Raw genomic sequence first — 20,507 nt, 5'->3', positions numbered from 1 at the left:
AGTTATGGCAATCAGAAATATAAGAACATTAGGTGATGAGATATTAAGAAAAGAAGCAAAAGAAATAACTGAGATGACACCTAGAATACAGGAACTTATTGATGATATGTTTGAAACAATGTATGAGGCTAATGGAGTTGGACTTGCAGCTCCACAGGTAGGAATAAGAAAGAGATTAGTAGTAATTGACTGTGGTGATGATCCAATAGTGCTTATTAACCCTGTAGTTCTTGAGACAAGTGGTTCACAGACAGGACAGGAGGGCTGTCTTAGTGTTCCGGGTAAGGTTGGTATCGTAACAAGACCATCTTATGCCAAGGTTAAGGCACTTAATGAAGATATGGAAGAGATTATCGTTGAGGGTGAAGAACTTCTTGCAAGATGTCTTTTACACGAGATTGATCATCTTGACGGAGTAATGTATGTTGATAAGGCAGAAGGTCCACTTATGGAAACTGAAACGGAGGAAGATTAATATTGAAGGTTGTATTTATGGGAACTCCTGACTTTGCAGTTGTGACGTTAAAGGAACTTATTGATAACCAGTATGATGTAGTGGCTGTTGTGACACAGCCGGACAAGCCAAAGGGAAGAAGCAAGGAGCTTGTATTTTCACCTGTTAAGGAAGAAGCTGTTAAGAATAATATACAGGTTCTTCAGCCAGAAAGAGCAAGAGATGAAGCATTTGTTGAAGAATTAAGAAAATATAATGCTGATGTGTTTGTTGTTGTTGCATTTGGACAGCTATTGCCTAAGAGTATTATTGATATGCCACGTCTTGGATGTATTAATGTACACGCTTCACTGCTTCCTAAGTACAGGGGTGCCTCTCCAATCCAGTGGGCAGTAATAGACGGATGTGAGTATTCCGGTGTTACGACTATGAAGATGGATGAGGGGCTTGATACAGGAGATATTCTTTTGGTAGATAAGGTTAAACTTGATAAGAAAGAGACAGGCGGAAGCCTTTTTGACAGATTAAGCATAGTTGGTGCTAAGCTTCTTATTAAGACACTTGAAGGACTTGAGACTGGAATCATTATACCAGAAAAGCAGAACGAAGCTGAAAGCTCATATGTCAAAATGCTTAAAAAGTCAATGGGAGAGCTTGATTTTACTAAGAGTGCCAGACAGATTGAGTGCCTTATAAGAGGACTTAATCCCTGGCCAAGTGCATTTACACATCTTAATGGCAAAATGTTAAAAATATGGGATGCAGATGTTGTGAATGACAGTGATGATATTATAAATAACAATAATGTTTCAAAGGAATGTGAAGCTGGAACAGTATGTTATGTAGATAAGAAGACATTTATTATAAAATGCGGAAAAGATTATCTTAAGGTTAATGAACTTCAGCTTGAGGGTAAGAAGAGAATGTCAACAGATGCCTTTCTTCTTGGAAGCCACGTTGAAGAAGGGACTGCATTAGGGTAATTAGTTATATTATAATGGAGAATAATCTGTATGGAAGTTAATTTAAGAGCGGTTGTACTCGATATTTTGGAAGAAATAGAGAGTAACAATGAATTTTCACATATAATAATCAACAATGCACTTTTAAAGTACCAGTATCTTGATAAGAGTAAAAGATCATTTATCAATAAGCTGTCTTTAGGCATTATAGAGAGCCAGATAGAATTAGATTATATTATTAACAAGTATTCAAAGACACCAGTTAAGAAGATGAAGCCTGTTATAAGAAGAATTGTAAGAATGGGTGTATATCAGATAATATATATGGATAATGTGCCTGATAGTGCAGCTTGTAATGAGGCTGTCAAGCTTGCTGTAAAGAGGGGATTTGCGGGGCTTAAGGGTTTTGTTAATGGTGTGTTAAGAAATATATCACGCAATAAAGACAATATTGAATATCCAGATTATAATAAAAGTCCATATGAATATCTGTCTGTTAAGTATTCTATGCCAATGTGGATAATTGAGCTGTGGTCAGGGCAGATGTCAATAGATACTGTTAAATCCGTGCTTGAGGGTATGAAGTGTGAGAAGAAGACATATATAAGATGTAATACATCAAAGGCTTCCAGGGAACAGATTAAAGAACTTCTTCAGCGTGAGAATGTGACAGTAAAAGAAGTAGAGAATATACCATATGCGTATGAGATATCCGATTATGATTATATCGCAGGGCTTAAAAGCTTTCAGGATGGTATGTATCAGATTCAGGATATCAGCTCAATGCTTGCAGGTGAATACACAGCACCAAAAGCGGGAGATACAATAGTTGACGTATGCGGTGCACCGGGCGGAAAGTCAATTAATGCCGCACTTAAGATGTCAGAACAGGGGGATTGCGGCAGGGTAATCGCCAGAGATTTGTCAGATTACAAGGTTGCACTTATTGATGAGAATATTAAGAGGCTTAATATCACTAATATACAGACACAGGTATATGATGCACTTGATTGTGATGAAAGTCTGATTAATAAAGCTGATATTGTTATAGCTGACCTTCCTTGTTCAGGTCTTGGGATAATAGGAAGAAAGCCGGATATAAAATATAATGCTTCGCCTGAAAAATTGCAGTCACTTGTAGATCTTCAAAGAGATATTTTAAAGGTCGTATCACGCTATGTTAAGAGTGGTGGAGTGTTAATGTATAGTACTTGTACAATTAACAGGGCAGAAAATGAGGATAATGCCGACTGGATATGTAAAGAATCAGGCTTTACGAAAGACGGAGAGTATCATCAGCTGCTTCCTGCCAATAATTCAGGAATGGACGGATTCTTTGTCGCTCGTCTTATTAAGAGTTAAACAGGGGAATGTAAATATATTTAAGAAATAACAGATAAATGGAATGGAGTATGGTTATGCCGCATAAGACTGATATAAAATCATTGAATTACAATGAACTTGTACAATATGTTGAGAGTATTAATGAAAAGAAATTCAGAGCTGCCCAGTTATATTCGTGGATGCACGAGAAACTGGCAGAAAGTTATGATGAGATGACCAATATTTCCGATAAGCTTAAGAATACTTTAAAGGAAGATACCTTGTATACAAGTCTTAAGATTGTAAAAATGCAGGAGTCAAGGATAGACGGCACTAGAAAGTACCTTTTTGAGCTTTATGACGGCAATCTTATAGAAAGTGTATTTATGAAGTATCATCACGGCAATTCGGTATGTATTTCATCACAGGTCGGCTGCAAAATGGGCTGTCGTTTCTGCGCATCAACTCTTAATGGATGTGTAAGAAATCTTTCACCATCAGAAATGCTTGACCAGATATACAGAATAAGCAGGGATACTAATGAGAGAGTAAGCAATGTTGTTATAATGGGTTCTGGTGAGCCTATGGATAATTACGATAATGTTATTAAATTCATAGAACTGCTTAACAGTGAAAGAGGACTTAATATAAGCCAGAGAAATATAACAGTATCAACCTGTGGAATTGTGCCTAAGATAAAAGAACTGGCAGATCTTAAGTTACAGATAACACTTGCAATATCGCTTCACGCACCTAATGATGAGTTAAGAAAGACTATGATGCCTATTGCTAATAAATACAGCATAGCAGAGATTATGGATGCGTGCAGGTATTATCTTGATAAGACAGGACGAAGAATATCATTTGAATATAGTCTGGTTAAGGGCGTTAATGATACTAAAGAATGTGCCAATGAGCTTATAGAGCTTGTAAAAGGGCTTAACTGTCATATTAATCTGATACCGGTTAATCCGATTAAGGAAAGAGATTATGAGCAGTCAGAGAAGAATTCTATAAAGAATTTTAAGGATATGCTTGAAAGAAAAGGAATTAATGCGACTGTCAGACGTGAGATGGGGCGCGATATAGACGGTGCCTGTGGACAGTTGAGGCAGAATCATATAGATGAGAATTCTGCCATATAGAGCCAGCTGCATAAAAAGTGGCTGAAATATGTCGCATTTTTATAGCTGGTATGATAATATATATTGATATGGGATACTATTCATTAATAGTAAAACTGATACATTAAAGAATGGATGGAGAATGAAATGAACGCATTTGCAACAACAGATGTAGGAATTGAAAGAAATGTCAATCAGGACTATGTCTATGCAAAGCTTGATGATATAGGGTGTCTGCCTAATCTGTTTATTGTGGCAGACGGTATGGGAGGACATAAAGCTGGTGACACAGCGTCAAGATATACAGTTGAAACGCTTGTTGAATTATTAAAAGAGTCAGAAGGCAAAGATCCTTTAGCAACAATAGATAATAACATTAAGCTTGTCAACACACTGCTTCTTAGAAAGGCAGGCGAGTCGGAAGAATATAATGGAATGGGAACTACATTAGTGGTAGCCAGCATATTTGACAATACTTTAAGAGTAGCCAATGTGGGTGACAGCAGATTGTATGTAATCGGAGAAGATATAATCCAGATTACAAGAGACCATTCGTGGGTGGAAGAAATGGTACAGCGGGGCGAAATTGACAGAAAAGCTGCAAGAACCCATGAGAAAAAGAATGTTATCACAAGGGCAATAGGTGGCTATGACACCGTCGAAGCCGAGATGTTTTCAGTTGATCTTAAAAAGGAAGATATGATACTTATGTGTTCTGATGGATTGACTAATATGTTAGAAGACCAGGAGATATTTCATATAATAAAGAGCAGCCACGATATCAGGGAAGCCGCAGAAAGGCTTGTAAGCAGGGCCAATGATAATGGTGGCAGAGATAACATATCAGTGATTTTAATTGAACCATAGGCAGAGAGGTAATTTAATGATGTTAAGAGAAGGAATGTTTTTAGCTGACAGATATGAGATAATTGAACAGATTGGTACAGGCGGAATGGCAGATGTATACAAAGCCAAATGCCACAAGCTTAACAGATATGTTGCAATTAAAGTTATGAAGTCAGAATTTAGCCAGGATAAGACATTTGTAAGCAAATTCTGGGCTGAGGCCCAGTCAGCTGCCGGACTTACTAATCCTAATGTTGTAAATGTGTATGATGTCGGTGTTGAGAATGGCATATATTACATAGTTATGGAACTTGTTGAGGGAGTTACCCTTAAGAAGTATATTGAAAAGAGAGGCAAACTTCCATATAAAGAGGCTGTAAGCATTGCTATACAGGTAGCTAATGGTATGGATGCAGCTCATAAACATAATATTGTCCATAGGGATATTAAGCCACAGAATATAATTATATCTAAAGAGGGCAAGGTTAAGGTTACTGATTTCGGTATTGCCAAGGTAGCTTCAACAGCAACAATTAATACATCAGCTTCTATGGGGTCTGTACATTATATATCACCAGAACAGGCAAGAGGCGGCTATTCGGATGAGAGAAGTGATATATATTCACTTGGTATTACATTATTTGAAATGCTCACTGGAACAGTTCCATTTGACGGAGATACAGCAGTATCAGTAGCTGTACAGCATATTCAGGATACAATACCAGCACCATCTCAGCTTGTTGAGGGAATACCAGTAAGTGTTGATAAGATAGTTCTTAAATGTACACAGAAGAAGACAGACAGGCGTTATCAGTCTGCCTATGACCTTATAGTAGATTTAAAGAAGTCACTTGTTATGCCGGAGGACGATTTTGTAAAGCTTGCTCCTATGTATGATACATCAGTTAATGATAACTATGCACAGACTGATTCAGATGATGAGGATATAGATGAGCAGGAAGAAGATGACGGCTTATTAGGTGAGGATACATTTGCAGATATTGATGATAATATAGATGAGGAAGAAGATGATAACGATATTGATGATGAGAGTAATGATAAGTTAGAGCTTATTATGAAATGTATCGGTATAGGAATTGCAGTTATAATTCTTATTATCACAATATTTGTTGTTGTAAAGCTTATAGGAAGTGGCAAGAGTTCATCTAACAATAACAGTCAGGCTTCTAATCAGGTTACAACTGCTGTGTCTGGCAATTCAAAGGCATCAGATATGGTTACAGTACCATATGTAGTTGGAATGACTAAGGACGATGCAATAAGTGCACTTAATAAAGTTGGTCTTGGCTATAAAGCCGTGACACAGAGTTCAGATACAGTTGCAGAGAACAGTGTAATAAACCAGGGCAATGTAGGTGGTTCTAAGGTTGAGAAGAACTCACAGATTGTTCTTACAATAAGCAGTGGCAGGGAAACTAAGAACGTCACAGTTCCTAATGTAAAGGGTAAGACAGAAGAAGAAGCAAAAGAGCTTATTGAAAATGTTAATCTTGTCGTCTCTGTTGATTATGTATACAGCAGTACAGTAGAAGCCGGAAAGGTTGTTAAATACAGCCCATCTGGAACAGTAACAGAAGGTACAACAGTTACAATAGAAGTAAGCCGTGGAAAGCAGGTAACTAAAGCCACAGTTCCTAATGTAATAGGAATGACAGAAAGCCTTGCCAATCAGTCTATCGAGGCAGCCGGGCTTAAGGTATCAGTAAAATATGAGACTTCATCTAAGGCATCATATGGTACTGTTACTTCACAGACACCTTACTCTGGTGGTGACACTGTAGAGTCTGGAACAACGATAACTATATATGTAAGCCACTATACAAGCTCAACAACTTCTACTACAGCATCAGGTTCAGGCAGCAGTAATAGTAACAGCAATAACAACAGTAACGGCAATAGCAATAGTAACAGCAATAATAGTGGTTCTAACACATCGGGCAATAGCAGTGGAAGCAATACATCAAGTGGCAATGGCAGTTCTAATACAGGAACGGGCAATACAAGCAATTAGAGTATAGGAAGTCTTATGCAGGGAAAGATAATAAAGGGAATTGCAGGATTTTATTATGTCCATATAGAATCCTGTGGTATATATGAATGTAAGGCAAAAGGAATATTCAGGAATAAAAAGATAAAGCCGCTTGTCGGGGATAATGTTATTATAGATATAATAGATAACGATAAGATGACAGGTAATATCATACAGATACTTCCAAGAAAGAATGAGCTTATAAGACCAGCTTCTGCGAATATAGATCAGGCTATGGTAATATTTGCTGTAAAATCACCAGAACCTAATTATAATCTTTTGGACAGATTTATAATGATGATGGATTATCAGAATGTGCCTACAGTTGTAGTGTTTAACAAAATAGATCTGGCAGAAGATGACACATTAGAAGAACTTTCTGACATATATGAAAAATGTGGCTGTAAAGTCATATTTATAAGTACTTATGATAATAAAGGAATAGACATAGTTCTTAAGACACTTGAGAAAAAGACGACAATATTAGCTGGACCATCAGGTGTTGGCAAGTCGTCACTTACCAATCTTATACTTCCGCAGGAAGTGAGTGCAACTGGTGATGTGAGCAGGATTGGAAGAGGAAGGCATACAACAAGACATTCGGAGATATTTAATGTGAGCGATGCTACATATATATGCGACACGCCGGGCTTTACATCTCTTAATATTCCAGAACTTGAAAAGGAACAGATAAGATTTTATTTTGAGGAATTCAGTGAATATGAAGGGCAGTGCAGATTTAATGGCTGTGTTCATATTAATGAGCCTGACTGCAGGGTTAAGGAAGCGGTTGAGGCAGGATTAATAAGCAGAAGACGTTATACAAGTTATGTAGAGATATATGACGAGGTAAAGAACAAGAAGAAATATTAATTATAGATTAGCGATAATTGATTATCTATATGCCAGGGCTGGCGGTATAGGTTAAATAATATTAATTACACAGAAATGAGGAATATAATGACTATATTATCACCTTCAATATTATCAGCAGATTTTAAAAATCTTGAGAAAGATATTAAAGCAATTGATGAAGCAGGAGCAGAGTATATACATATTGATGTTATGGACGGCAGGTTTGTTCCAAGCATTTCCTATGGTATGCCTGTTATCAAATCAATAAGAAGCTGTACAAGCAGAGTATTTGATGTTCATCTTATGATCGAAGAACCAATCCGTTATATAGAAGAATTTGTAAAATGTGGTGCGGATATAATAACTGTCCACGTTGAGGCGTGCGAAGATGTTGTTGCCACAATTGAAAAGATACGGGAATGTGGTGTCAAAGCAGCTATTACACTTAATCCAGAGACACCAGTAAAGGCTATTGAGCCTTATCTTTCATTGGTGGATATGGTGCTTGTTATGAGCGTTCATCCTGGCTTTGGCGGACAGAAGTTCATACCGGAGTCATTAGAAAAGGTTAAGCAGATTAAAGCAAAGCTTATAGAAAAAGGTCTTGATAACGTAGATATTGAGATAGATGGTGGAATTAATATAGAAAATCTCGTATCAGTGCTTGAAGCTGGAGCTAATGTAATAGTTGCAGGTTCGGCTGTGTTTAAGAATGATGCAGGAGCTAATGTTAAGAGATTTAAGGAGATAATGAGCACATATTAAAATTATGTCCTGTAGATAAAAAGATGGTGACACGTTAATTCGTGCCACCATCTTTTATATAATTCTTTGTCAGAAGTTCAGAAGTTGGAACAAATCCTATATTATCTGACTTGTAGAACTTATATTATTATAAATATATAATTATTAATGTACTAATATTATTATACGTTGAAACGGAATAATATTACATCGCCGTCTTTAACAACATAGTCTTTACCTTCCATACGTACAAGACCTTTTTCCTTGGCTTTAGTATAAGAGCCACAGTCAAGTAAATCCTTATAGTTGACAACTTCTGCTTTGATAAAGCCTCTCTCGAAATCGCTGTGGATTTTACCTGCAGCACCAGGAGCTTTAGTTCCGTTAGTTATTGTCCAGGCTCTTGTCTCTGTCTCACCAGCAGTTAAGTAACTTATAAGACCTAATATTCTGTAGCTTGCAGCGATAAGCTTATCAAGACCAGAAGAACTAATTCCAAGGTCCTCTAAGAACATTTTCTTTTCATCATCATCAAGTTCTGAGATTTCCTGTTCAATCTGTGCACATATAACGAATACTTCGCAGTTATCCTTTTTAGAATATTCACGTACACTCTGTACATATTCATTGTTAGCACCATCATCGGCAAGGTCATCTTCTGATACATTAGCAGCGAATATAACAGGTTTGCTTGTAAGAAGATTGTATTCTCTCATAAATGATTCTTCGTCTTCATCTTCACATTCAAAGTTCTTGGCAAGATTACCAGCCTCAAGGAACTTAAGAAGTCTTTCGATAAGGTCACATTCTTTAGCGATGTCCTTATTATTGTAGGAAGCACGCTTCTGCTTAGCAAGACGTCTTTCAAGAACTTCCATATCAGAAAAGATTAATTCAAGGTTGATTGTCTCAATATCTCTTACAGGGTTGACAGAACCATCAACGTGAACAATATTAGAGTCCTCAAAACATCTGACAACGTGAACGATTGCATCAACTTCTCTTATATTAGCAAGGAACTGGTTACCAAGACCTTCACCTTTAGAAGCACCCTTAACAAGACCAGCTATATCAACGAATTCGATAACGGCAGGTGTAATCTTTGCTGAATTATAAAGTGCTGCAAGCTTATCAAGTCTTTCATCTGGTACGGCAACAATTCCTACATTAGGGTCTATTGTACAGAATGGATAATTGGCTGATTCTGCTCCAGCCTTAGTTAAAGAATTAAAAAGTGTACTCTTTCCAACATTAGGAAGACCAACTATTCCAAGTTTCATATATTCTCCTCATTTCCAACATAAATGTGTATCATATGCAGATTTATGTTTAGTAAATATACGCAGTAACGCAACCTGTATTTTAACATATCTTTTCCTAAAGCTCAACTAATTACATACAATCAGATGGTGTGAGTGTTAAAATTACTATTTTTATGTGTATATACATATGATTGTATATTTTACGGGCATAATATAGTGCAAAAGTTTAAAAAAATTTTATAAATTAGTGGAAAACACTTGTATTTTGCACAAAATCAGTATAGAATTGTTCTCAAAGTGGAGAAAAGTGGTAGCAAGTGGTTACAAGTGGGGGAAAGGAGGAACGATTGCTATGTTTATGGGCGAATATGGACATACAATAGATGCCAAAGGCAGAATAATCGTTCCTGCGAAGTTCCGCGAAAGCCTTGGGGATAATTTTATTATCACTAAGGGACTTGATAACTGTTTATTTGTATACACTAATGAAGAGTGGCAGAGATTCGAGGAGAAGCTTAAGACACTGCCTCTTACTAATAAGAATGCCAGAACATTTACAAGATTCTTTCTTGCAGGAGCAGCAGATGTCGAATTAGACAAGCAGGGAAGAATTCTTATACCATCTGTATTAAGAGAGTTTGCTTCGTTACAGAAGGATGTAGTATTTGTAGGTGTTGGAAGCAGGATAGAGATATGGAGTAAAGAAAGCTGGAATGACAGTATAAGCAATTATGATGACAATATGGACGAGGTCGCAGAGAATATGGACAGTCTGGGATTCACCATATAATTAATTGCTGATATAGCAGGCGGAAAGGAGATTAGTATGGAGTTTAAGCATAAGTCAGTTCTTTTATATGAGACGGTAGATGAATTGAATATTAAACCCGATGGCATATATGTTGATGGAACTCTTGGCGGAGGCGGACATTCATACGAAATCGCAGGAAGACTTTCCGAGGGTGGAAGATTGATAGGAATAGATCAGGACGAAGATGCCATAAAAGCAGCAGGTAAGAGATTAGAACCATATATGGACAGGGTTACAATCGTAAGAAATAATTACTGTAATATGGACAAAGTCCTTGATGAGTTAGGAATAGATAAAGTTGATGGAATTATGCTGGATCTGGGTGTTTCATCATATCAGTTAGATGCGGCTGACAGAGGGTTTACATATAATGTGGACACAGCACTTGATATGAGAATGGATCAAAGACAGGAGATTACAGCTAAAGATATTGTTAATGAATACAGCGAATTTGATCTTTACAGAATAATAAGAGATTATGGTGAGGACAGGTTTGCTAAGAATATAGCTAAGCATATAGTGGCTGCAAGACAGGAAAAGCCAATTGAGACAACATTTGAGCTTAACGATATTATAAAGGCAGCTATACCTATGAAGGTAAGGGCGACAGGTGGACATCCATCTAAGAGAACTTATCAGGCTATAAGAATTGAACTTAATAAAGAATTGGAAGTGCTAGAGAATTCCATAGATATGATGATTGACAGGCTTAAGCCAGAAGGAAGACTTTGCATAATAACATTTCATTCTTTAGAAGACAGAATAGTAAAGACAAGGTTTAGGAATAACGAGAATCCTTGTACCTGTCCACCAAGCTTTCCTGCGTGTGTGTGTGGTAAAGTACCGAAGGGCAGGGTGATTACAAGAAAGCCTGTAGTTCCAACAGATGAAGAGATTAATGAAAATAGCAGATCAAAGAGTTCTAAGTTAAGAGTATTTGAAAGGGTATAATGGGAGGTAGTGTAAAGTGGAAAAGAGAAGTAGAGCAGAGTACAGAAGAAATTCAAGAAATGTAAGCAAAGTGCCGTATGAATATGGTAGTGCGGTAAGACAATTAAATATCGCTGAACCACTTAAAACCCCAGATGAATCCCAGCAGACACAGAAGGAAATCAACAGAGAAATAAGAAGGCAGAGACAGAAGCAGATAAGACGCAATAATAAGATTAATCTTATGTATACAGTTGCAGTTGCGAGTGTTGCTGCAGTTGTCTTCTTTATATGTTATCAGTACCTTAATGTTCAGGCAGCAGCTAAGACTAATTCAGATATGATAGCTGAGTTAAAGAGCGAGCTTAGCACATTAAAGGAGAATAATGACGTATTAGAGTCAGATATTAATGCAAGCATAGATTATGATGCTATATATGATACAGCAGTTAATGAATTAGGAATGGTGTATCCAGAAAAGAAGCAGGTTATTACATACGATTCTAAAGAGAGCGAATATGTAAAGCAGTATAAAGATGTTCCTGAAAGCAATTAATATTCAGGTAAAATAATATAATAAGAGGTACTTATGGTAAGCGATGAACAGTTAAAAAAGAATAAGTACAGAAGAAAAAAAGTTATGCTTAAACGTGTTCACACCAAAGGAATGGTTGCACTTGTAATGGTAGTAGTAATTCTTATGGCATTAGGTGGACAGGTATTCAGAATTAATTATACACACGGAGAGACATATGCGAAGGCAGTGTTAGATCACCAGACATATACATCAACAGAACTACCTTATAAGAGAGGTCAGATATTAACTGGTGATGGAACTGTGCTTGCATACAGTGAGAGAGTATATAATCTTATATTAGATGTCAAGCTTATGCTTTCAGACGGAGAATATAAAGAACCTACATTATCAGCTCTTTGTAAATATTTTAATTTAAACAGAAGTGAGCTTGAGCAAAAGGTGAGTGAGAATTCACAGAGCAGGTATCAGAAGCTTTTATCAAACCTTACTACAGATCAGATAGCAGATTTTAAAAATCTTATGGCAGATTCAACTGAGGGAAAGAATATTAAAGGTGTATGGTTTGAGGACAGTTATATAAGAAAATATCCTCTTGGAACATTTGCAAGTGATGTTGTTGGATTTGCGAGTGCCACTAATGGTGGTGAACTTGGAATTGAAAGCCAGTATGATGAGGAATTAACTGGTACCAATGGAACAACATATAGCTATGTAGATGAGGGACTTGAGGTTACAGAGACACAGAAAAATGCTGTTGATGGCAATAATATAGTTACAACACTTGATTATAATGTACAGTCGATTATTGAGAAATGCATATTAGAATATAATGAAGAAAAGCCTTCAAAGAATACAGCAGTAGTAGTGGCAGACCCATCTAATGGTGAGATACTTGGAATGGCTAGTTATCCAACCTTTAATCTTAATGATCCAAGAAAATTAACTGGTATGTATACAGATGAGGAGATTAAAGATATGTCTGATGAAGAATACAGAAATAACCTGTATTCTTTATGGACTAATTATTGTGTATCAGAAAGTTATGAGCCAGGTTCAACATTTAAACCAGTAACGGTAGCCTCAGCTTTGGAGGAAGGTGTTGTAAAGGATGGTGATACATATGTATGCAAGGGATTTGAAACTGTAGCTGATTATAAATTAAAGTGTCATGTGTTCAGTACAATAGGTTCACATGGTTCACTTACAGTTGAGCAGGCACTTATGAATTCCTGCAACCCGTATATGATTCATCTTGCACTTGAGATGGGTAACAGCAGATTTGCATATTACCAGTCATTGTTTGGATTTGGAAAGATAACCGGAATAGATCTTCCAGGTGAGACAACAGGTATCGTATATGGTGACCGTATGACAACTATTGATGCGGCTTGTAATTCATTTGGACAGACTATTAATGTTAATATGATGCAGATGATGGCGGCATATTGTTCAATTATTAATGGTGGTATGCTTTACCAGCCACATATTGTAAAGAGAATTGAATCAGCCAATGGTGAAGTTGTAAAGGAATATAAGGCTAATCTTGTAAGACAGACAATTACAGCTTCAACATCAAAGCTTTTAAGAAGATATCTTAAGAATACAGTAGAAGAAGGAACAGCCAAGAAAGCAGGTGTTACAGGATATTCAGTTGCTGGTAAGACAGGAACGGCCCAGAAGGGTGATAGAAAAGATAACAAATGGATTATATCATTTATAGGACACGCACCGGCAGAAAATCCTAAGTTTGCAATATATGTAGTTATTGATGAGCCATATGGAACTACAGGAACATCAGGAAGTTCAGCAGATGTGCTTACACTTACACACAATATACTTGAAAAGCTTCTTCCATATATGAATGTATACAAGGATGCCTCAGACGAATATGAGGATACAAGTTCGAGTCCTGATGAATTAACAGTTGATGGGATACCAGCAGGCACAGCTTCATCTAATTAAGCTGTTAAGTAATAATAAGTATAAGAATAACCCTGAATAAACTTTCATAATAATAAGTAAGTTTATTCGGGGTTATTGTATTAGTGACAGAAAGAATTAAGCTTAATGAAGATGAGAGATATGGTTATTTTGTAAGAACAAGACATAGAAAGAAGCTTCTGGTGGTTATAGTAAGCCTTGTGCTTATAATGTCACTGCTCACAGTAAGAGTTGGATATATAATGACCGTCAGGGCTGAATATTACAGCGTGCGTGCAACAGAGCTTCACGAGAGGGAGAGAGCCATAAAGGCTATGCGCGGAAGAATTCTTGATACTAATGGAGTTGTCCTTGCTGACAATACGACTGTGTGTACAATATCCGTTATTCACAGCCAGATAGATAAGCCGGAAGAAGTTATTAAAATGCTTTGTGACAATCTTGATATGGACGAAGCAGCTGTAAGAAAAAAGGTTGAAAAGGTATCGTCAATTGAAACTATAAAGACCAATGTTGATAAAGATACAGGAGATATAATAAGGAAAGCTGGCTTAAATGGAGTTAAGGTAGATGAGGATTATAAAAGATATTATCCTTATGATACGCTTGCTTCCAAGGTGCTTGGCTTTACAGGAAGTGATAATCAGGGAATAGTCGGACTTGAGGCTAAGTATGATGTATATCTTGCTGGCAATAATGGCAGGATACTTACACTTACCGATGCATGGGGTACAGAGATAAAAAATGCAAAAGAGGGAAGGTTAGAGCCGCAGAGAGGTCAGGATTTATATATAAGCATAGATATGAATATACAGTCATATGCCCAGCAGTTAGCATATACAACGCTTGCAAAGAAAAATGCTAAGCGGGTGTCAATAATAGTTATGAATCCTAATAATGGAGAGTTGTATGCAATGGTCAACGTGCCTGAATATAATCTTAATGAGCCGTATGTACTTAATTACGAGGTGGAAGATGACGGCAGTTCAGGCAATAAAATGGATCTTCTTAATAATATGTGGAGAAATTTCTGCATTAATGATACTTATGAGCCAGGTTCAGTGTTTAAAATGGTAACTGCAACAGCAGCACTTGAAACCAAAGTTGTAAGTTTAAGTGACTCCTATACCTGTTCAGGTTCAACGCTTGTTGGTGACAGGCGCATAAGGTGTCATAAGACAACGGGCCATGGAACACAGGATTTTACACATACAGTTATGAATTCCTGCAACCCTGCATTTATTGAATGGGGAAGAAGGGTAGGTGTTGATAATTTCTATAATTACTGCGGCAAGCTTGGACTTTTGTCTAAGACTGGAATAGATATTGCTGGTGAGGCTTCAACGATTATCCACAATAAAGAAAACGTTGGTGAAGTAGAGCTTGCAACAATGTCATTCGGACAGTCATTTCAGATAACACCTATCCAGATGCTTCGTGCGGCGGCAGCAATTGTCAATGGTGGTAACCTTGTTACACCACATTTTGCAGTTAAGACAAGTGATGGTTCGGGGCAGACTTATAATGAGTTCTATTATTCTACAACTGAGAGCACAATTGACAAATCAACAAGTGATACTATGAGGGACATATTAAGGCAGGTAGTTGAGGAAGGCGGTGGAAAGAATGCATATATAGAGGGCTTTTCAATAGGTGGAAAGACAGCAACATCACAGAAGCTTCCGAGAGGCTCTGGAAAGTATATCGCTTCATTTATAGGATTTTCAAGTGTGGAAAATCCACAGGTTATTGCTATGTGTCTTATTGATGAGCCAGAAGGGGTATATTATGGCGGTACAATTGCAGCACCGGTCATAAGAGAGTTATATGAAAATATACTTCCGTACCTTAATAACAAGTAAGAAAATGCGTTAATAAAGCGTTAAAACAGTGTTTATCCGCTTTACAGATGGATAGGTGTAGAGTAAAATAAAGACAGTTGTTTAAAAAACGTATTATATGCGTGGTAATGGAGGAACATTATGGAATTAAATAATAAAAAGGTAATGGTAGTTGGTACTGGAATAAGTGGAATCGGTGCTATAGACCTTCTTAACAAAGCTGGTGCAGACTGTATTATATATGACGGTAACGAAAAGCTTTCAAGGGAAGATATATCAAAGAAACTTAAAGGCAATAAAGCAGAGATTATTATTGGAAAGCTGCCAGAGGATATAACTAATCAGGTCGACCTTCTTGTAATAAGTCCGGGCGTTCCGGTTGACAGTCCTATTGTTGAACAGTTTAAGAAAGCAGAAGTTCCAGTATGGGGCGAGATAGAACTTGCATATAATTATGATAAAGGCAGAATAATTGCCATAACAGGTACTAATGGCAAGACAACAACTACAGCTTTGGTAGGACAGATAGTGAAAGCCTATAATGAGAAGACATTTGTTGTTGGAAATATAGGTAATTCATATACGGGAGAAGTGCTTAATACAAGTAATGACTCTTATACAGTAGCAGAGATAAGCAGCTTCCAGTTAGAGACAATACACAAGTTCCATCCGGTTGTAAGTGCGATACTTAACATTACACCAGACCACCTTAACAGACATCATACAATGGAATGTTATTCCAAGACTAAAGAAAACATTTCTATGAACCAGACAAAGGATGATGTGTGTGTCCTTAATATGGAGGACGAAGAATTATACAGATTTGGAAGTGAGTGTCCAGCTAAGGTTGTATGGTTCTCAAGCAAGAGAAAGCCTGAGATTGGTGCATATGTTCAGGGAGATGATATAAGATATACAGATGGCACCACAGATGAGCTTATGCTTAATGTACACGATATGAACCTTCTTGGAACACATAACTATGAAAATGTATGTGCTGCTATAGCAATGACTAAGGCAGCAGGCATACCTGATGACATAATTGTACAGCAGGTAAAGAAGTTCAAGGCTGTAGAACACAGAATAGAATATGTAGCTACCAAGAATGATGTATGGTATTACAACGATTCCAAGGGAACTAATCCGGAAGCTTCTGTAAAAGCAATTGAGGCTATGGTAAGACCAACTATATTAATAGGTGGTGGTTATGATAAAGGCTCTGAATTTGATATGTATGTAAAAGCCTTCAAGGGCAAGGTAAAGAAGCTTGTTCTTATAGGCCAGACTGCTAATAAAATAGCCCAGACCTGTGATAAATACGGATTTAAGGACTATGTATTTGCTGATAATTTAAAAGAAGTAGTAGATATATGTGCAGCCAGCGCAGACAAAGGTGATGCGGTATTATTATCACCAGCGTGTGCAAGCTGGGGAATGTTTGATAATTATGAACAGAGAGGTGACATGTTCAAGCAATATGTCAATGAACTTTAATTATGGCAAAGAAAAGAAGAAAAAGAAAGAATGGATTCTATTTTGATTACAGTCTTTTGTTTGTGCTTATATTCATTGTAGGTTTCGGACTTACAATGATATACAGTACAAGTTCTTACACAGCGCAGATTAATTATGGCAATCCGGAATACTATTTTAAAAGACAGCTTATATTTGACCTGTTAGGTTTTGCGTGTATGTTTTTTATAGCAAGATTTGTAGATTATCATATTTTAAAAAAGGCCGCTCCGTGGATATTTGTTATATCACTTTTAATGGTGTTAGCAGTTATTCCATTTGGACGTGAAAGCCACGGTGCTAAAAGATGGATATATATTGGTCCGATAAGCTTTCAGCCAGCAGAGCTTGTTAAGATAAGTGTTATTATTATGGCGGCGGCTAAGATGTGTGCGTCAGGAACAAAGATAAAAAAACTGTCACAGATAGCGAAAATATTTTTGGGCTGTGCAGTAATTCCGGCGGCTATGCTTTTTGGAATTACATCTAACTTAAGTAGTGCAATCATAGTATGTGGAATTGTGTTTGTTATGACATTTGTTGTATATCCTAATTACTGGGTTCACGGTGGAATTATCGGACTTATTATGGCAGGCTATATAGCGGGCAGGCAGTGGCTTAAGCAGGCTGTTGAAAATGGAGTCCAGTTTAAGAAGTTCCGTTTTACAAGACTTTTAGTATGGGTAGACCCTGAAAAGTACATAGACGGAAAAGGCTATCAGACTATGCAGGGGCTTTATGCCATAGGTTCTGGCGGACTTTTTGGTAAGGGTCTTGGAAAGAGTATGCAGAAGTTGGGCTTCATACCAGAGTCACAGAATGATATGATATTTTCAATAATATGTGAGGAGTTAGGACTGTTTGGTGCGGCGTGCGTTATTATGCTTTTTATAATAATGCTCTGGAGAATTATATATATATCACAGAACTCACCAGATTTGTTCGGTTCACTTCTTGCAGTTGGAATATTCGCCCATATAGCAATTCAGGTAATAGTTAATATTGCCGTTGTAACCAATGTATTTCCTAATACAGGCGTAACACTTCCATTTATAAGCTATGGAGGCACGGCGAGTCTGTTCCTGCTGGCAGAGTTAGGAATTGTGTTTAATATAAGTAGTCAGATTAGGTTAGAGAGATAGTTATGGCAAAGGCGAGAAAGAAAAAAAGGCTGTTCATAATATCTATTATTGTGGCAGCCCTGATAGCTGCGTGTGCGGCTGTCTATTTTGGATTTAGAACTGATAAGATAACATATGTGGGTAATTCCCATTATTCTAATGAAGAAATGACAAGCAGAATATTTGGAAATGACACACCAAACACTGTATTGTATACACTGTTTGGCAATAAGAAAAAGACAATACCTTTCATTCAGAAATATGATGTTGAAATACAGTGGCCAAGAGGTATGTACATAACAGTCTATGAAAAGGCAGTTATTGGTTATATACGTTATATGGGCTGTAATATGTATTTTGACAAAGATGGTATTGTTGTTGAAAGTTCAACAGAAACTTTTGAAAAAGTTCCTGAGATAATAGGTCTTAAGTTTAATTCAATAGTGCTTGATTCCAAGCTTGAAGTCGGAGATGATGAAGTGTTCAGGCACATACTTGATCTGACACAGAGCTTTGATAAGTATAATCTTGATGTTTCAAAAGTATATTTTGACTCATCGGACAATGTAATATTGTATATAGACGAGGTTAAGGTATACCTTGGAAAGAGTGATGATTATACGGACAAGCTTTTTGAGTTAAAACAGATGGAAACCAAATTTGCAGGGCTTAAAGGTTCTTTGTATATGCAGGATTATACAAAAGACAGTTCGTCTATAATATTCAAAAAAGATGAATATAATTAAAACAAACTAAAATGATGTGTAAATATTCAGAATTGTACGCTTTAAAGTTCAATTTTTAGTGAAATAAAATGAAAAAATCAGTTGATATTTATTGCGAAAAATTATATCATTATAGATAAATGTATAAGGATTGATTAAAGGAGGCAACAACCTTGGTAGAAATAATTAACGAATCAGATTCATCAGCAAGAATTATAGTCATCGGCGTAGGTGGAGCAGGTAATAATGCTGTTAATAGAATGATAGATGAGAATATAAGCGGGGTAGAATTTATTGGTATTAATACAGATAGCCAGGCATTACAGTTCTGTAAAGCTCCAACAGCTATTCAGATAGGTGAGAAGCTTACTAAGGGACTTGGTGCAGGAGCCCAGCCTGAGATTGGTGAGAAGGCAGCAGAAGAGAATGTTGAAGAATTAACAGAAGCTATCAAAGGTGCGGATATGGTATTCGTTACTTGCGGAATGGGCGGCGGAACTGGTACAGGTGCAGCTCCGGTTGTTGCTAAGATTTCTAAACAGATGGGTATCCTTACAGTTGGTGTTGTTACTAAGCCTTTCAGATTTGAGGCAAGAACAAGAATGACTAATGCAGAATCGGGTATTGAGAAGCTTAAGGAGAACGTGGATACACTTATTGTAATTCCTAATGACAAGCTTCTTCAGATAGTAGACAGAAGAACAACTATGCCAGATGCCTTAAAGAAGGCTGATGAGGTATTACAGCAGGCAGTACAGGGTATTACAGACCTTATTAATGTACCAGGTCTTATCAACCTTGACTTTGCAGATGTTAAGACAGTTATGTCAGACAAGGGTATCGCACATATCGGTATCGGTAATGCTACAGGTGATGATAAGGCTATTGAAGCTGTTAAGCAGGCTGTTACAAGCCCACTTCTTGAGACAACAATCGAGGGTGCTACACACGTTATTATCAACGTATCTGGTGATATGAGCCTTGTTGAAGCAGATGAGGCTGCAAGCTATGTTCAGGAACTTGCAGGTGATAATGCCAATATCATCTTTGGTGCTATATATGATGAGACAGCTACAGACAGCGTAACAATAACTGTAATTGCTACAGGTATTGAAGATGTGAATGTCAATACTGCAATGGCGAAGTTCTCACCTAAGGCACAGGCAACACAGGGAGTTGGACAGACTGTTAAACCAGCAGTAAAGCCAGCATATACATATCAGGCTCCACAGACACCAGTTCAGCCAGCAGGCGGTATGACAGGTGCACAGTCTCAGACACCACTTCCAGGACTTAAGCAGCCAGCCCCTGTTACAAGCAATGTGAAGTCTAATGGTATTACAATACCTACTTTCCTTCAGAAGAACAGAAAGTAATTAATATAATCATTTAATCTGACAGATAGGTTGTCGGTTCATATACTTATTGGGCTTATATTATTGTTAATGAAATATTGATATTAAGGAAC

The 20,507-nt window shown here is 37.1% G+C and carries 18 protein-coding genes; 17 read left to right on the top strand and 1 reads right to left on the bottom strand.

The genetic code is table 11. The features are described 5' to 3' along the window. Positions 1–4 precede the first annotated feature (4 nt). The 8 genes from def (at position 5) to rpe (ending at position 8,379) form a co-directional block, all read left to right on the top strand. A complete protein-coding gene (def, locus tag C7390_RS02710) occupies positions 5–475 on the top strand; it encodes a peptide deformylase (RefSeq protein ID WP_022501405.1) in 471 nt (156 codons plus the stop codon). 2 nt (positions 476–477) lie between these two features. Then, the gene (gene fmt, locus C7390_RS02705; RefSeq protein ID WP_116443548.1) at positions 478–1,437 is read left to right on the top strand and encodes a methionyl-tRNA formyltransferase; all 960 of its coding nucleotides are present in this window, start codon (positions 478–480) and stop codon (positions 1,435–1,437) included. Positions 1,438–1,467: 30 nt separating this feature from the next. Next, positions 1,468–2,778 (top strand): 16S rRNA (cytosine(967)-C(5))-methyltransferase RsmB, encoded by a 1,311-nt coding sequence (gene rsmB, locus C7390_RS02700; protein WP_318295534.1) that lies wholly within the window; start codon positions 1,468–1,470, stop codon positions 2,776–2,778. A gap of 56 nt (positions 2,779–2,834) precedes the next feature. Next, the gene (rlmN, locus tag C7390_RS02695; RefSeq protein ID WP_022501402.1) at positions 2,835–3,884 is read left to right on the top strand and encodes a 23S rRNA (adenine(2503)-C(2))-methyltransferase RlmN; all 1,050 of its coding nucleotides are present in this window, start codon (positions 2,835–2,837) and stop codon (positions 3,882–3,884) included. 126 nt (positions 3,885–4,010) lie between these two features. Further along, the gene (locus C7390_RS02690; protein ID WP_055307057.1) at positions 4,011–4,730 is read left to right on the top strand and encodes a Stp1/IreP family PP2C-type Ser/Thr phosphatase; all 720 of its coding nucleotides are present in this window, start codon (positions 4,011–4,013) and stop codon (positions 4,728–4,730) included. A gap of 16 nt (positions 4,731–4,746) precedes the next feature. Next, entirely contained in the window at positions 4,747–6,741 is a 1,995-nt protein-coding gene (gene pknB / locus C7390_RS02685) for a Stk1 family PASTA domain-containing Ser/Thr kinase (protein WP_116443546.1), read from the top strand. A 15-nt stretch (positions 6,742–6,756) separates the two neighbouring features. Beyond that, positions 6,757–7,632, top strand: a complete 876-nt coding sequence (gene rsgA, locus C7390_RS02680) for a ribosome small subunit-dependent GTPase A (protein ID WP_022501399.1) — start codon at positions 6,757–6,759, stop codon at positions 7,630–7,632. 87 nt (positions 7,633–7,719) lie between these two features. Further along, entirely contained in the window at positions 7,720–8,379 is a 660-nt protein-coding gene (gene rpe, locus C7390_RS02675) for a ribulose-phosphate 3-epimerase (protein ID WP_022501398.1), read from the top strand. Positions 8,380–8,540: 161 nt separating this feature from the next. Here the strand turns inward: rpe and ychF are convergent, their stop codons facing one another. Then, the gene (gene ychF / locus C7390_RS02670) at positions 8,541–9,638 is read right to left on the bottom strand and encodes a redox-regulated ATPase YchF (RefSeq protein WP_022501397.1); all 1,098 of its coding nucleotides are present in this window, start codon (positions 9,636–9,638) and stop codon (positions 8,541–8,543) included. Between the two features lie 289 nt (positions 9,639–9,927). On the opposite strand from ychF, the gene mraZ reads away from it, so the two are divergent. The 9 genes from mraZ (at position 9,928) to ftsZ (ending at position 20,415) form a co-directional block, all read left to right on the top strand. Then, on the top strand, positions 9,928–10,410 hold the full coding sequence (gene mraZ / locus C7390_RS02665; protein ID WP_318295533.1) for a division/cell wall cluster transcriptional repressor MraZ: 483 nt from the start codon (positions 9,928–9,930) through the stop codon (positions 10,408–10,410). 36 nt (positions 10,411–10,446) lie between these two features. Further along, positions 10,447–11,382: a 16S rRNA (cytosine(1402)-N(4))-methyltransferase RsmH gene (rsmH, locus tag C7390_RS02660; protein ID WP_116443545.1), complete on the top strand. Its 936-nt coding sequence runs from the start codon at positions 10,447–10,449 to the stop codon at positions 11,380–11,382. A gap of 16 nt (positions 11,383–11,398) precedes the next feature. Beyond that, on the top strand, positions 11,399–11,917 hold the full coding sequence (locus C7390_RS02655) for a septum formation initiator family protein (RefSeq protein WP_022501394.1): 519 nt from the start codon (positions 11,399–11,401) through the stop codon (positions 11,915–11,917). Positions 11,918–11,950: 33 nt separating this feature from the next. Then, the gene (locus tag C7390_RS02650) at positions 11,951–13,861 is read left to right on the top strand and encodes a peptidoglycan D,D-transpeptidase FtsI family protein (protein WP_055174354.1); all 1,911 of its coding nucleotides are present in this window, start codon (positions 11,951–11,953) and stop codon (positions 13,859–13,861) included. Between the two features lie 83 nt (positions 13,862–13,944). Next, on the top strand, positions 13,945–15,702 hold the full coding sequence (locus C7390_RS02645; protein WP_318255778.1) for a peptidoglycan D,D-transpeptidase FtsI family protein: 1,758 nt from the start codon (positions 13,945–13,947) through the stop codon (positions 15,700–15,702). Positions 15,703–15,822: 120 nt separating this feature from the next. Next, positions 15,823–17,175, top strand: coding sequence for a UDP-N-acetylmuramoyl-L-alanine--D-glutamate ligase (murD, locus tag C7390_RS02640; RefSeq protein ID WP_116443544.1), 1,353 nt, complete (start codon positions 15,823–15,825; stop codon positions 17,173–17,175). Between the two features lie 2 nt (positions 17,176–17,177). After that, positions 17,178–18,335, top strand: coding sequence for an FtsW/RodA/SpoVE family cell cycle protein (locus tag C7390_RS02635; RefSeq protein WP_090139869.1), 1,158 nt, complete (start codon positions 17,178–17,180; stop codon positions 18,333–18,335). Between the two features lie 2 nt (positions 18,336–18,337). Next, a complete protein-coding gene (locus tag C7390_RS02630; protein ID WP_055307054.1) occupies positions 18,338–19,060 on the top strand; it encodes a cell division protein FtsQ/DivIB in 723 nt (240 codons plus the stop codon). A 152-nt stretch (positions 19,061–19,212) separates the two neighbouring features. Beyond that, positions 19,213–20,415 carry a cell division protein FtsZ gene (gene ftsZ / locus C7390_RS02625; RefSeq protein ID WP_022501388.1) on the top strand — a complete coding sequence of 401 codons (1,203 nt, stop codon included), beginning with the start codon at positions 19,213–19,215 and terminating at the stop codon, positions 20,413–20,415. Positions 20,416–20,507: the final 92 nt, after the last annotated feature.

The sequence above is a fragment of the Bacteroides galacturonicus genome (genome assembly GCF_003096855.1).
GTDB classification, from domain to species: Bacteria; Bacillota; Clostridia; order Lachnospirales; family Lachnospiraceae; genus Lachnospira; species Lachnospira rogosae.
This window is presented reverse-complemented; position numbering and strand designations above follow the sequence as displayed.